The following is a 12,593-nucleotide window of genomic DNA, read 5'->3' as shown; positions in this document are numbered from 1 at the left end:
GAGGGTCATCTGCATATTCATATTCCTTCACAGCACGTCCGGTTTTATGCATTATTACAATTGTACCCAATTTATCAGTAAAGGAATTTTATGCAATTATACCTTTGAAAATCAATTTCAAATATGGTATAATATTATTAGTAAAGTTTAACATAAATCATACCTTAACTGCAGTTAGCGAGGTGCAAAAATGAGTTATAATATCGGAAATTATGTTGTTTACTGTTCAAAGGAAATCTGTCGGATTGAAAGCAAAGTAAAAAAATGCTTTAACGGTGTTGATGAAACTGAATATTTTAAGCTTATACCAATCAGAACCAAAAATTCTTCTTATTATATTCCATGCAATAATTGTGAATCAAAAGTAAGAAACCTGATTACTAAGGAAGAAATTTATAGTTTGATTGATGAAATGCCTGAAGCTGAAACGCAATGGTACGAGGATAAAAATACAAGAAAAAATATATTTAACTCTGTACTAAGAAGCGACGATTATCATCAGATTATTTCAATGATGCATACTTTATATATTCAACAGGAAAATCAACGATTAAAGGGTAAAAAACTCCTTGCTGCCGATGAAAGAATGATGCAGGATGCTGAACATTTAATTCACCAGGAATTTGCTTTTGTTTTAGGCATTGAAGAAGATCAGATAGGTAATTTTATAACTGAAAGAATTAAATCTAAAAATTGCGAAGATTAGTTAAAATAATAATTAAATGGTACATGAAAAAGGCTGCGTATATATTATGCGCAGCCTTTTTGATATGTATAGTATTAATTAAAATTTTTTGACATTTAGATTCTGGATCTTTAATTTCATTAATTTACATAATTATCCCTATCATATTTTTTATATTATATAATTATAATTATGACAATTTAAAGAAAAAATATATTTATACTTGCATTTTATCAAATAACATGGTATAATATAATTCATAAAAATAAATAAATTAGTTCAACAACTTTGTATTATTTTTGTAATATTACTCAAATTGTAATGGGGATGATTTCGATGAATAAAAAAATAGTAATAACTTTGGAAAGACAATTTGGAAGCGGCGGACTTGAAATCGGTAAAAAGGTGGCCGACAAATTGGGTATACCATGCTACAATAAGGAAATACTTCAACAAGCAGCTGAAAAATGCAATGTTCCGGAAGAATATCTGGAAAGCATGCAGGAAGAAGTTTCACAAAGTTTTTTATATAAGTTATCTTTGGCGTCCAAATCCGGTAAAAAAATAGATAATATTATATCAAAGTCAAATATTCTATACAATGAAATAGTAAAAATAATAAATAAAATGGCTTCTTCAGGAAGTTGTGTGATTATTGGAAGGTGTGCGGATTTTATTCTTCGTGATCTTGATTCATGTTTCCATACATTTATTTATGCTGATATGGAAAGCCGCATTAAGCGTGTTATTGAAGAATATGGTGTGAGTCCTGGTTCTGCTGAATATATTATAAAAAAGAATGACAAGCGCCGCGAATCTTTTTACAGCGGCAATACTGGTCATACTTGGGGACTTAAGGAACATTATAATATTTGTCTTAACAGCGGAAAATTCGGTGTAGAAAATTGTTCTGATATAATTATTGACACACTTAAGTATATTTAAAATAAAAGGCACTGATTATATATCAGCGCCTTTCTTAAATACAGCATTAAACAGCAGTTTGAACTTTATTTTTAAAAAATCTGTTTTTGATCTTCTGGTATTTAGGTGACATTACTTCGAGTAGTGCGCAATATTTGTCAACAAATACAATAACATAACTTTCTTTGTATTTGGGAAGCTTAAATGTCATTGGCCACATGTGTTTTACAATAATGTCATGTTCAAGAAGACTTACATCAAATACTTCTCTGGCATTTTCAGCAGCTAAAACCGGATGATGTGCACAATGTGATTTTTCACCTTTATGTTTAACTCTTTCCTTTCGGTTATAATAGAAAAGATCATGCATTAGTCCGGCACGGGCGGCAGAAACAGCATTAAAACCAAAAAAATTACATATAATATAGTTATAATATGCAACATTAAGACTATGCTGAAGTCTTGTAGTATATATATGGTGAGTTATATCACCTAGTTTTTGAATTTCTTTACTTTCAAAAATATCAGAAATACAGTTATAAAACGGTAATTCAAGAATATTTTTTTTGGAACCTACGGCACTTATCATTTTTAACACCTCATTATTATTATATAGCTTCCAAAGTAAATTATAAATCATGCAGCATAATAAGTCAAGTGAAAATCTTGTAAAAAAATAATCGGTCATGTCGACCGATTATTAATTTTATATATAATTAAATAACACTCAGAAGAATTCCGGCAGCAACTGCGGAGCCTATAACTCCGGCAACATTTGGTCCCATAGCATTCATAAGCAGGAAGTTTGTGGGATCAGTTTCCGCACCAACCTTCTGTGAAACGCGGGCAGCCATAGGAACGGCAGAAACACCTGCTGAACCGATAAGAGGGTTAACCTTGCCGCCAGTAACCTTGCACATGATTTTACCGAACAATACGCCGCATGCAGTACCTACAGAAAATGCAACGACACCGAGAATGATAACCTTACCGAATTCAATATTAATAATTTTGTCAGCCTGAGTTGTAGCACCAACAGAAATGCCGAGGAATATAGTGATAATATTCATCAAAGCATTTTGAGCTGTATCAACAAGTCTGCTGCAAACACCGCTTTCCTTAAACAAATTGCCCAGCATCAGCATACCAACCAGCGGGGCAGCTGAAGGAACAAGAAGTGCAACAATTAACGTAACTGCAATAGGGAAAATAATTTTTTCTGTTTTTGAAACCTGACGAAGCTGAGGCATTTTTATTGCACGTTCTTTTTTGCTTGTCAGAAGTTTCATTATCGGAGGCTGGATAACAGGAACAAGAGCCATATATGTATAAGCAGCCAGAGCAATCGTACCAGTACTTATTTTATATCCGCCGCCGCTTAAAAGCTTACTTGAAACATAGATAGCTGTAGGACCGTCAGCGCCGCCGATAATGGCTATAGAACCGCATTCAGCAGCTGAGAATCCAAGCACTGCGGCACCGATAAATGTAAGAAAGATACCTGCCTGTGCGGCAGCGCCCAGCAAAAAGCTTTTCGGATTGGCAATAAGCGGACCGAAGTCAGTCATTGTACCAATTCCCAGGAATATAAGAGGAGGATATATTTGCAGCTTGACCCCTAGATATAAAATATCAAGAAGACCGCCCTCATGCAATACCTGTCCGAAGTCGATATTGGAAGCGTTAACCCATAATTCCGGATGGTACATACCCGCTTCAGGAAGGTTTGTCAAAAACATACCAAATGAAATCGGAAGAAGAAGAAGCGGTTCAAATTGCTTTACAATTGCAAGATACATAAAAACGAATGATATAAGAATCATTATGCCGCTTTTCCAGTCCATATGAGCAATACCGCTGGAAAGAGCAAGATCTTTAATGGTATCTATAAAGATACTGAAAACTTCACCCATAGATAATTAATCCTTTCATAAAATTATGCTGATTGAATCAGAACGGCATAGTATCGTTCTGAACGCCTGCCAGTGACCATGCAGATCTTGAAGGTCTGTTTTTAACGGCTTTGACAGATTTAACTCTGTAATTCTTTCCGTCTGCCTGTCCCATCGAAGCAACGGCAGCAGAAATAACCGCTATAATTTCATCTTCACTATCGTTGGAAACATTAACCGGCGCAGTTACGGGTGCAGGCGCAGTTACTTTGGGTGCAGGAACTTTTTCATTTGGGGTAGGCTTATTTCTTGAAGTGAAAATTTTGCCGAAAGCCCAAACAAAAAGTATAAGAATGACAAGACCTAAAAAAACAACGCTGAGACCGGTGATTACAACGGCAGTTACATAGCTGATTTCAAGCTTTTCAGCCATGGAATATAGAGCGGTCAGATCCATATTGCAACACTCTCCTATATTAAAATTTATAATACATAATTATTATTATACACTATTTTTTTCCGTTTTGCAAGAAAAAAATAAAATTAAAATAAAAAACAGTATTAATAAACGAAAATATTAAATCATTCAGGTTTTATTATAATTTCACCAATCTCGGGGCGATTGTTAAATCTTGCAGGAATCGGGTAATTTCCTATACCTGAGGTAATAAACATATATCCGCCGCTGTAGCTGAACAGACCTTTATCGTACACGTTTTCTTTACTGCCGAAAAGTTCCGGAAGTATTTGGCTGTTATGATATGCAGGCCCCAGGAACGGTATCTGAATCACTCCGCCGTGTGTATCGCCGCAAAGAGTAAGGTCTGCACCGAATGATTCATAATCTTTATACATTGGGATGTGTGCAAGTAATATGTTATATGTATTTTTATTCAGTTCAAATTCATTAGAAAGATCAAATGTTGGAGAGAAGTAGGCGTTGCTTATGCCATAAAAAGTAATTTCAGTATCCTTTATTTTAATAGTTTCAGATTCCTGATCCAGCACATTTATTCCATTTTTTTCCATTTTAGATACATATTCATTGTGTCTGTCGTCATGCTCGCCCAGAACAAAATAAAGCTTAAAGCCGTCTTTGATTATATCTGTCATAAGGTTCATAGAAATTTGTTTTTCATCTTCCGATGCGTTGCTTGAATGCATGTCTCCCAGAACGCATACTACATCAGGATTTATTTTATTTATTCTTTTAACGATTCTTTCATTGCTTATTGAAAACGGATAATCGGAAGCGTGCAGATCGCTGAGTACAGCAATTTTTATTTCATTTTTTATCTTATCGGATTTTATTTCTGCTTTGGTTGTTTTGAGAGTGCAGTTATTAAACCACCATACTATAAACAGAATAAGCGTCAGTTTTGCAAGTTTTGATATGCAGCCGCTTCTATTCTTTTTTTTACTGACCGGAGGCGGCTCCGGCTGTACTGATATATTCTGGTTTATATCTTCCATTATTTCAATGAGTCTCCTTTATGAATATGTACGTCAAGCTGTCTGAACGGAATAGTTATGTTATGTTCGTTAAACGCCTGGTTTACCATTTCGGTAAAATCAAATTTTACCTGCCAGTAATTTTCTGTTGCGGTCCATACGCGTGCAACAATTTGCAAAGAATCTTCTGCCTGAACCCCTAATCTTACAAACGGCGGTTCGGGTTCTTTGAGAATAAGTTCATGCTTTTGAGCAAGTTCTGTAATAATTTTTTTGGCGCGTTCAAGATCGTCTGAATAGCTGATTCCAAATTCAAAATCAACTCGGCGTTTGTTTTGTTCACTGTAATTTATTATCTGGGAATCAGCAACCTTTCCGTTGGGTATATATATTGTTTTATTGTCGGTAGTGAGAATTTTTGTATAAAGAATACTTATGCTTTCTACTGTTCCGGAGGCAGAATTAGTCTCTACAAAATCTCCGGACTTAAACGGTTTGGAAAATAATATTATAAATCCTCCGGCAAGATTTGACAGACTGTTCTGCAAAGCCAGTCCTATAGCAAGTCCGGCAGCGCTTAAAACAGCTATGATTGACGTCATCGGTATATTAAGTATTGACAAAGCAATAATTATTGTTATAATATAAAGAAGTACTTTGAGTATAGAGGAAATAAACCCTATAGCCGCTGCGTCAATATTTGCCTTATTTAGGCATTTTTTAAAAATTCTTAAAATAGATTTTGTGATTAATATTCCTATTAAAAAAGTTAAAGCTGCAGTTCCCAGAGACGGCAGCATGTCCTTGGCTTTATTGCCTACTGCGCTTATGATTATTTCCAGCTTGTCAGTTTCCTTGACCGGACTGTTTATAGCGCTGGATAGGATTTCCTGAAAAGACTCGGTAACAACAGATGTTTCCGTAGTTGTAGTTGTTTCCGATATTGACGTAATAGCAGCAGTAGTCATAAAATCCTCCGTATACTAAAAATATTTTTAATTTCTTATTTATAATTATATTGTGATGTGATAAAAAAGTCAATGTTTAAATATAATTAAAATAATTTTTTTTACGGCTTGAAAATGTCGAATTGTGTCGAATAACGCTTATATAAAGCGAATTACATGGAAAGTATATTTTATGAAAAAGAACCTTATTTTATATTTCAGCATATCTTTTTTGATTTTTATATCAGTATCTATTGTTCTGTTTTCAAAGGAAAGCAAAAAGGAAACGCCTGATGTATCTGATTATTATCAATTTTGGGAAAATACACAACCGGAAACGGAATTTGTTTCATCTTTTGCCGAATCATCGACGGCGAAGAATGAAAATAGTGTTATGGAGTCCACAGCGGCTGTATCTGAAAGTATTCCTGCTATAACAGAAGCAGAAACAGAAACGGAATTTTTGTATCTTGATTTGAATACGGCGTCTGTGGAAGAATTTATGAAGCTTAAAGGCATCGGCGAAATTACAGCACAGAAAATAGTTGATTACCGAAACGCTTTCGGACCGTTTTACAGTACTTATGAAATAATGAATGTCAGCGGAATAGGTGAGGGGACATACAGTGCGATAGAGCCGCATATATATGTAACATATGAAAAAATGGACGAAGAAGAAACTGAAGATGTACGGGAAGCAGAGGAGTTTGTTGCTCAGGAAATTATACCGTCTGAAAACTCTGTGTCTCCGCCAATGGAAAATTTTACTGAACAGACAGCGGAAACATCGGAAGCTGTAATACCTGTTTTGGATATTAATACGGCATCGGCAGAAGATTTTCAGAAGCTTCCCGGAATCGATATTATGACAGCGGAAAATATTGTGAAGCTGAGGACAAGTATACACTATTTTCAGAATATATATGAATTGCTTTATGCTGAAAATATGACGCCGGAAAAATTCCAAGATATAAAAAACTATGTTTACGTAAAGTAAAATTCGTTTTAAAAAAGTTATATGTTTAATGTAATGCACATTATTATAAATGAATGGTATGTTTTTAAAAGAATAAATGTGGAAATACACCAAAAAAAGATATATTTTTTTAATATTGAACAAAAAATATACTTTAACCGTTTTGTAACTATATTCTATAACTTGTATTTTATACGTTAAAATGCACAAAAATAAAATATTTAATTTGTTTAAATCGCTAAAAAAATATTAAGGATTGATGTTAGGCATTGACTTTTCGTTGTCAATATTGTATATTATTGATACGAAAGCGTTCGATTATTTTTCAGTTTTCATAGTGTTCAAGAATTTTTATACCACTTGAACGGAAAGGCGATGTCATAATGGTATCAATAAAGACCATTGCAGAAGAATGCGGAGTATCAATAGCGACAGTAAGTAAAGCTTTGAATAATCATAGTGATGTCGGTGTTGCTACGAAGCAGCTTGTTTGCGAAACTGCCAAAAGGCTCGGCTATCTTCCGAATGCTCAGGCCAGGGCACTGAAAACAAACAAGACATACAACATTGGTGTTTTACTTAATGACAAAGCTAAAAGCGGTCTGACGCATTGCTATTTTTCAGCTGTTCTTGATGGTTTCAGAGTCGAGGCTGAGAAAAAAGGCTATGATATAACGTTTATATGCGGTCAGATAGGCGGCAGTTCTATGTCGTATTACGAGCATTGCGTTTATAGGTGTGTTGACGGTATTCTTGCGGCATGCGTTGATTTTTACAGTAATGAAGTCCGAGAACTGATGGATGGAGATATCCCCATGGTTTCTATTGATTTCAGAAATGAAAACGGTTATTCCGTATCATCAGATAATGCCGAAGGTATAAGCGCTATAGTAAGATATGTTTATGAATGCGGTCATAGAAAAATTGCGTATATTTACGGTGACAGCTCACAGGTTACAACAACCAGACTTAATTCATATCGGGACACAATAAAAGAACTTGGAATTCAGCTTCAGCCTGACTATCTGAAGCAGGGCAGACATCTTGATTCTGAAATTACTGAAAAACTTACTGGGGAAATGATGAATCTTCTTGATCCCCCTACGTGTATAATTGTTCCAGACGATTTATCTGCAATAGGAGCAATGAATGCTGTTAAAAAAGTCGGTAAGACGATTCCAGACGATATTTCAATTGTTGGTTATGACGGTATTCAAATGACTCAGCTGATGAATCCGAGTCTTACAACGTTCTGTCAGAATACATATGAAATAGGTCGTACAGCTGCAGATCTGCTGATTAAAATTATTAAAAAAATTGAAATTCCGTTTAGTCAGCATAATATTATAGTCGGCGGTCATTTAATCAAGGGAAATACTGTCAAGCACATTTGACGGTTTTCATATAAACAAACAGTTTATTATATTTTATTTTTAAAATATAATATAATTATTAAGGAGGAAAACTACCAATGAACAAATTAAAAAGAACATTAGCACTGGTTGCTACTCTTGCAATCTCTGCAACAGCATTTGTAGGATGTGGTGATAGCAGCTCATCTTCATCATCATCTTCTTCAGAAGAAAGCAGCAGCAGTGAATCATCATCAAATTCTGAATCTTCTTCTGAAGGTGAAAGCTCAACTGCTGAACAGGGCGAATTTACATATTCAGGTTCACTTCCAACAGGCGGTGACAAGATGACAATCCTTTGCTGGACACCTGATGACGTAAATGTTATGCTCGACATGTGGAAAGCTGATACAGGTTACACAGATGATCAGATCAACTTTGTAAACTTCGGTGTTGGCGGCGGTGAAGCTTCTGCTCAGTATGACCAGTACTTCCTCGGCGGTTCTGACGTTGATATCTTCATGGTTGAAGCTGACTGGGCTCTCAAGTACATTAACGACGATTCAGCAACAGCTCCTATGAGCGATCTTGGTTTCTCAGATGACGCATTTGCTGGTCAGTATGCATATACAATGGATATCGGTAAGGATTCCAACGGTGTAATCAAGGGCGTTTCATGGCAGGCAGCTCCTGGTGGTTGGTGCTACAGAACAGATCTGGCTGAATCATACCTCGGCGTTAAGACACCTGAAGAAATGCAGGCTAAGGTTTCTGACTGGGATGCATTCCAGGCTACAGCTAAGGAAGTATATGATGCTTCAGGCAATAAGACAGCTCTGACAACAACACTCGGCGGTATCTGGCAGGCATTCGCTGCTAACAGATCTACACCATGGGTTGTAGATGATAAGCTTGCTGTTGACGATTTCTGCAACACATTTATTGATCTTGCTAAGAATATGAGAGACAATGGTTATGTTACAGAACTTAACCAGTGGACAGACGAATGGAAGGCTGCAGGCCAGACAGACGATACAATGGGTTACTTTGTATCAACATGGGGCTTCGGCGAATCAATCCTTCTTTCTGCTGCAGGCGGTGAAGGCGGTGCTACATACGGCAAGTGGAACGTATGCCAGGGACCTACACCTTACTACTGGGGCGGTACATGGATCTGCGTATCACCTAAGACAGATAATGCAGATATGGCTGCTAACTTCATCAACTACTTCACAGTTGATAACACATCTATGAAGAAGTATGCTCTCGGCAAGCCTGACTATGTAAATAACATGGCTGTAATGGAAGAAATTGTTAGCGAAGGTTCTAACAGCAACCCACTTCTCGGTGGTCAGGATCAGTTCGCAGTTCTTCACGAAACTGGTAAGAACATCAATCTGAACGGTCTTATCACTCCTTATGATGCTTCAATTAAGCAGGCATTCATTGATGCAGTAAATGCTTACTGTGCAGGTGAAACAGCTGATGCAGCTGCTTGTATCGAAGACTTTAAGGATAGAGTAGCTGAATCTGTTACAGATATTACAGTTGAATAATTAAATTATTTTATTTTCTTTAACATGCCTACGGGGTGGTATAATCCATCCCGTATACATGTATTATTAATCTGATTTCTTAGAGAGAGGTGTACTTTATGGCATCTGCTGCACAAAGAAATATTCGTTCAATCAGCTATGCTAAATACGGTTATTTCTTTATTTTGCCCTTCTTTTTGGTATATTGTTTTTTCCAGCTTTGGCCATTAATCAATACTTTTATTCTTAGCTTTAAGGGCAATGGTAAGAAAATTGATGAATTTATTGGCTTGGGCAACTTTGAAGCTTTGCTGTTCGGTACTGGTAACATGGGACGTACAGCATCGGCTATTCATGAAACATTTTTTCAGACATTAGGTAATACATTTATTGTCTGGATTGGTAACTTTATCCCGCAGATTATTATTTCTCTTTTGCTTGCCGTTTGGTTTACTGACGCAAAGCTTAAAATTCCGGGAAAAGGTTTCTTCAAAGTAGTAATGTACATGCCTAATATTATTACTGCTGCATCTGTTGCTGCTCTATATCTTTCACTTTTTGCTGAATCTAAGTATGGTCCTATAAATAATCTTTTACTTAGTGTAGGTTTAATTGATAATCCAATTAAGTTTGTAACAGGCGTTTGGCAGTCCAGAGGCATGATAATGTTTATTCAGTGCTGGATGTGGTTCGGTAATACTATGATCATGCTCATGTCTGGTATTATGGGATTGAATCCATCATTGTTTGAAGCTGCAAATATTGACGGCGCTAGCAGTGGTCAGGTATTCAGAAAGATAACTTTGCCGCTCCTTAGACCTATAATGTTATATACAATGGTCACATCAATGATCGGTGGCTTACAGATGTTTGATATTCCTTATATGTATATTAAAGGTACGCAGAGAAATGAATATACGAAAACTGTTGCGGTATTTATTTATGAGCATTTTCGTGAAAAAATGCCGAATCCAAACTATGGATTCTCAGCAGCAGCATCTGTTATTTTGTTTGTAATTACAATTGTGCTAGGATCTATTACTTTCTTTTTTAATCGTGATAAAGATGAAGCGGCTAGGAAGAAAGAACGTAAGGCTAATATGAAAGCTCTTAAGGCAAAACAAAAAGGTTTAGGGGGTATGGAGATATGAGTCAGCCAAAGGAAAATTATTCGGCTAAGCTCCGTGCTAAATCTATGGTTTATTTTGTCATTTGCATTATTTTGACTCTTATTTGTCTTGTTCCAATTTACATATTGATAATTAATGCAACACGTAAACATGTAGATATTATTAGTTCTGTTTCATTTATTCCGGGAAGTAATCTTGCTGCAAATGTTAAGAAGCTTCTTAATGACCCAATGTTTCAATTTGATCCGTTTATCGGTTTCAAGAACAGTGCTATTATTGCTGTAGGCAGTACGGTTCTTAGTGTTTTCTTCTCAGCTTTAACAGCATATGGTCTTGTTGTATATGATTTTAAACTTAGAGGACCGGCATATACATTTATCCTTGTAGTTATGATGGTTCCTATGCAGGTTACATCAGTTGGTTTCTTGCAGTTTATGATTAAATTGGGACTTTCGGACTCGTTTATTCCTTTGATTGTTCCTACAATTGCTGCTCCTGCTATTGTTTTCTTTATGAGGCAGTATTTGAAATCTTCTTTCCCGCTTGATATTGTCGAAGCGGCGCGAATTGACGGTTGCGGAGAATTTAGGACATTCCTTACAATTGCTATTCCTATGATGAAGCCGGCTATTGCTGTTCAGGCAATCTTTGCTTTCATTCAAAACTGGAACAACTTCTACCAGCCATCAATGATTCTTGTTTCACGTAAGTTTGAACAGTTAACAATGCCTATGATGATTAATATGCTTAAGTCAAATGATAAAATTGCTGACTATGGTGTAATTTATGCAGGTATTGCATTATCAATTATTCCAGTTGTAGTTATCTATCTCTTACTGTCACGTTTCATTGTTGAAGGCGTTGCACTTGGCGGTGTAAAAGAATAATAATTAATTATTATAATTCAAAACAGCAAGTGAATATTCACTTGCTGTTTAAATATATGAGGTGATATAATTGATTCGTGAAATAAAATCGGATGATAAAATTGATTTTATTAAAATGTGCATGGATTTTTATAATACAGATGGCGTTGATCATTCTATTCCTGTATCTAATATGGAAAAAACATTTAATCTTTTAATGGAAGGTTTAGATTTTGCAAAAGCTTATGTATGTGAAAAAAATAATAAAACTGTCGGTTATATTCTTCTTGCATTGACATATTCCAATGAAGCAGGCGGAATGGTAGTTTGGCTTGATGAAATTTATGTAAAACCTGAATTTAGATCTCAGGGAATCGGTTCTGAACTTATTGATTTTGTTATTGAAAAATATAAAAATAAAATTTCACGTTTTCGTCTTGAAATAACTGAGTCAAACATTGGGGCGAAAAAATTATATTTATCAAAAGGCTTTAAGGATCTATCTTATCGTCAGATGGAAATATTGTATGATTAAGAATAACCGTTTATGTAATTTCAACATAAACGGTCTTTTTTATATTTGTTTTTTATATTCGGATTCCAGCCATTGAATCATATTAGCAAATCCATCTTCATCAAGAGGAAAGTTTTTTTCAATTTCAATTTTTGCTAGTTCGGAGCACAACATACCGTGCCATATAAGAACAGTTAATTCATTCTCTTTGGGAATAATTTTGTAATTGAAATTATTAAGACTTCCGCTAAAAATATTTCCGCACTTATAATAATAAAAGTTTCTCAAATCAAATATTTCAGACGCACTTGTTCCCATAA

14 protein-coding genes are annotated in these 12,593 nt (G+C 35.4%); 8 read left to right on the top strand and 6 right to left on the bottom strand.

What is annotated here, in order from left to right:
- The first annotated feature begins 190 nt into the window (after positions 1–190).
- Together OCV67_RS03690 and OCV67_RS03685 are read left to right on the top strand one after the other, a co-directional pair.
- Positions 191–706: a CarD family transcriptional regulator gene (locus OCV67_RS03690; RefSeq protein WP_147642512.1), complete on the top strand. Its 516-nt coding sequence runs from the start codon at positions 191–193 to the stop codon at positions 704–706.
- Between the two features lie 315 nt (positions 707–1,021).
- Positions 1,022–1,630 carry a cytidylate kinase-like family protein gene (locus tag OCV67_RS03685; protein ID WP_178084982.1) on the top strand — a complete coding sequence of 203 codons (609 nt, stop codon included), beginning with the start codon at positions 1,022–1,024 and terminating at the stop codon, positions 1,628–1,630.
- A gap of 46 nt (positions 1,631–1,676) precedes the next feature.
- Here the strand turns inward: OCV67_RS03685 and OCV67_RS03680 are convergent, their stop codons facing one another.
- From OCV67_RS03680 to OCV67_RS03660, 5 genes are all read right to left on the bottom strand, one after another.
- Entirely contained in the window at positions 1,677–2,198 is a 522-nt protein-coding gene (locus tag OCV67_RS03680) for an HD domain-containing protein (RefSeq protein ID WP_147642510.1), read from the bottom strand.
- Between the two features lie 127 nt (positions 2,199–2,325).
- On the bottom strand, positions 2,326–3,522 hold the full coding sequence (locus OCV67_RS03675) for a sodium ion-translocating decarboxylase subunit beta (RefSeq protein WP_147642509.1): 1,197 nt from the start codon (positions 3,520–3,522) through the stop codon (positions 2,326–2,328).
- A 37-nt stretch (positions 3,523–3,559) separates the two neighbouring features.
- Complete coding sequence (locus OCV67_RS03670; protein ID WP_147642508.1) at positions 3,560–3,958, bottom strand: OadG family protein; 399 nt, start codon at positions 3,956–3,958, stop codon at positions 3,560–3,562.
- Positions 3,959–4,083: 125 nt separating this feature from the next.
- Positions 4,084–4,974, bottom strand: a complete 891-nt coding sequence (locus tag OCV67_RS03665; protein WP_147642507.1) for a metallophosphoesterase — start codon at positions 4,972–4,974, stop codon at positions 4,084–4,086.
- Complete coding sequence (locus tag OCV67_RS03660; protein WP_147642506.1) at positions 4,974–5,921, bottom strand: mechanosensitive ion channel family protein; 948 nt, start codon at positions 5,919–5,921, stop codon at positions 4,974–4,976. The genes OCV67_RS03665 and OCV67_RS03660 overlap by 1 nt, the downstream gene beginning before the upstream one ends.
- Before the next feature lie 172 nt (positions 5,922–6,093).
- Between OCV67_RS03660 and OCV67_RS03655 the strand changes: the two genes are divergently transcribed.
- The 6 genes from OCV67_RS03655 (at position 6,094) to OCV67_RS03630 (ending at position 12,294) form a co-directional block, all read left to right on the top strand.
- Entirely contained in the window at positions 6,094–6,897 is an 804-nt protein-coding gene (locus OCV67_RS03655) for a ComEA family DNA-binding protein (RefSeq protein ID WP_147642505.1), read from the top strand.
- Positions 6,898–7,259: 362 nt separating this feature from the next.
- Entirely contained in the window at positions 7,260–8,270 is a 1,011-nt protein-coding gene (locus OCV67_RS03650) for a LacI family DNA-binding transcriptional regulator (RefSeq protein WP_147642504.1), read from the top strand.
- Between the two features lie 77 nt (positions 8,271–8,347).
- Positions 8,348–9,784: an ABC transporter substrate-binding protein gene (locus tag OCV67_RS03645; protein ID WP_147642503.1), complete on the top strand. Its 1,437-nt coding sequence runs from the start codon at positions 8,348–8,350 to the stop codon at positions 9,782–9,784.
- Between the two features lie 98 nt (positions 9,785–9,882).
- Positions 9,883–10,914, top strand: coding sequence for a carbohydrate ABC transporter permease (locus tag OCV67_RS03640; protein WP_147642502.1), 1,032 nt, complete (start codon positions 9,883–9,885; stop codon positions 10,912–10,914).
- Positions 10,911–11,780, top strand: coding sequence for a carbohydrate ABC transporter permease (locus OCV67_RS03635; RefSeq protein ID WP_147642501.1), 870 nt, complete (start codon positions 10,911–10,913; stop codon positions 11,778–11,780). The genes OCV67_RS03640 and OCV67_RS03635 overlap by 4 nt, the downstream gene beginning before the upstream one ends.
- Before the next feature lie 70 nt (positions 11,781–11,850).
- Positions 11,851–12,294, top strand: coding sequence for a GNAT family N-acetyltransferase (locus tag OCV67_RS03630; RefSeq protein ID WP_147642500.1), 444 nt, complete (start codon positions 11,851–11,853; stop codon positions 12,292–12,294).
- Between the two features lie 39 nt (positions 12,295–12,333).
- On the opposite strand, the gene OCV67_RS03625 is transcribed toward OCV67_RS03630, so the two are convergent.
- The gene (locus OCV67_RS03625; RefSeq protein WP_147642499.1) at positions 12,334–12,591 is read right to left on the bottom strand and encodes a hypothetical protein; all 258 of its coding nucleotides are present in this window, start codon (positions 12,589–12,591) and stop codon (positions 12,334–12,336) included.
- Between the last annotated feature and the right edge of the window lie 2 nt (positions 12,592–12,593).

It is taken from the genome of Porcipelethomonas ammoniilytica (genome assembly GCF_025567485.1).
Classification (GTDB): Bacteria; Bacillota; Clostridia; order Oscillospirales; family Ruminococcaceae; genus Porcipelethomonas; species Porcipelethomonas ammoniilytica.
The sequence above is the reverse complement of the archived record's forward strand: the minus strand, read 5'-3'. Positions and strand labels throughout refer to the sequence as shown.

What these genes read in the sequence shown, in the direction of transcription:
- OCV67_RS03690 (WP_147642512.1), top strand. Translation starts at nt 191, where the DNA reads ATGAGTTATAATATCGGAAATTATGTTGTTTACTGTTCAAAGGAAATC.
- OCV67_RS03685 (WP_178084982.1), top strand. Translation starts at nt 1,022, where the DNA reads ATGAATAAAAAAATAGTAATAACTTTGGAAAGACAATTTGGAAGCGGC.
- OCV67_RS03680 (WP_147642510.1), bottom strand. Translation starts at nt 2,198, where the DNA reads ATGATAAGTGCCGTAGGTTCCAAAAAAAATATTCTTGAATTACCGTTT.
- OCV67_RS03675 (WP_147642509.1), bottom strand. Translation starts at nt 3,522, where the DNA reads ATGGGTGAAGTTTTCAGTATCTTTATAGATACCATTAAAGATCTTGCT.
- OCV67_RS03670 (WP_147642508.1), bottom strand. Translation starts at nt 3,958, where the DNA reads ATGGATCTGACCGCTCTATATTCCATGGCTGAAAAGCTTGAAATCAGC.
- OCV67_RS03665 (WP_147642507.1), bottom strand. Translation starts at nt 4,974, where the DNA reads ATGGAAGATATAAACCAGAATATATCAGTACAGCCGGAGCCGCCTCCG.
- OCV67_RS03660 (WP_147642506.1), bottom strand. Translation starts at nt 5,921, where the DNA reads ATGACTACTGCTGCTATTACGTCAATATCGGAAACAACTACAACTACG.
- OCV67_RS03655 (WP_147642505.1), top strand. Translation starts at nt 6,094, where the DNA reads ATGAAAAAGAACCTTATTTTATATTTCAGCATATCTTTTTTGATTTTT.
- OCV67_RS03650 (WP_147642504.1), top strand. Translation starts at nt 7,260, where the DNA reads ATGGTATCAATAAAGACCATTGCAGAAGAATGCGGAGTATCAATAGCG.
- OCV67_RS03645 (WP_147642503.1), top strand. Translation starts at nt 8,348, where the DNA reads ATGAACAAATTAAAAAGAACATTAGCACTGGTTGCTACTCTTGCAATC.
- OCV67_RS03640 (WP_147642502.1), top strand. Translation starts at nt 9,883, where the DNA reads ATGGCATCTGCTGCACAAAGAAATATTCGTTCAATCAGCTATGCTAAA.
- OCV67_RS03635 (WP_147642501.1), top strand. Translation starts at nt 10,911, where the DNA reads ATGAGTCAGCCAAAGGAAAATTATTCGGCTAAGCTCCGTGCTAAATCT.
- OCV67_RS03625 (WP_147642499.1), bottom strand. Translation starts at nt 12,591, where the DNA reads ATGGGAACAAGTGCGTCTGAAATATTTGATTTGAGAAACTTTTATTAT.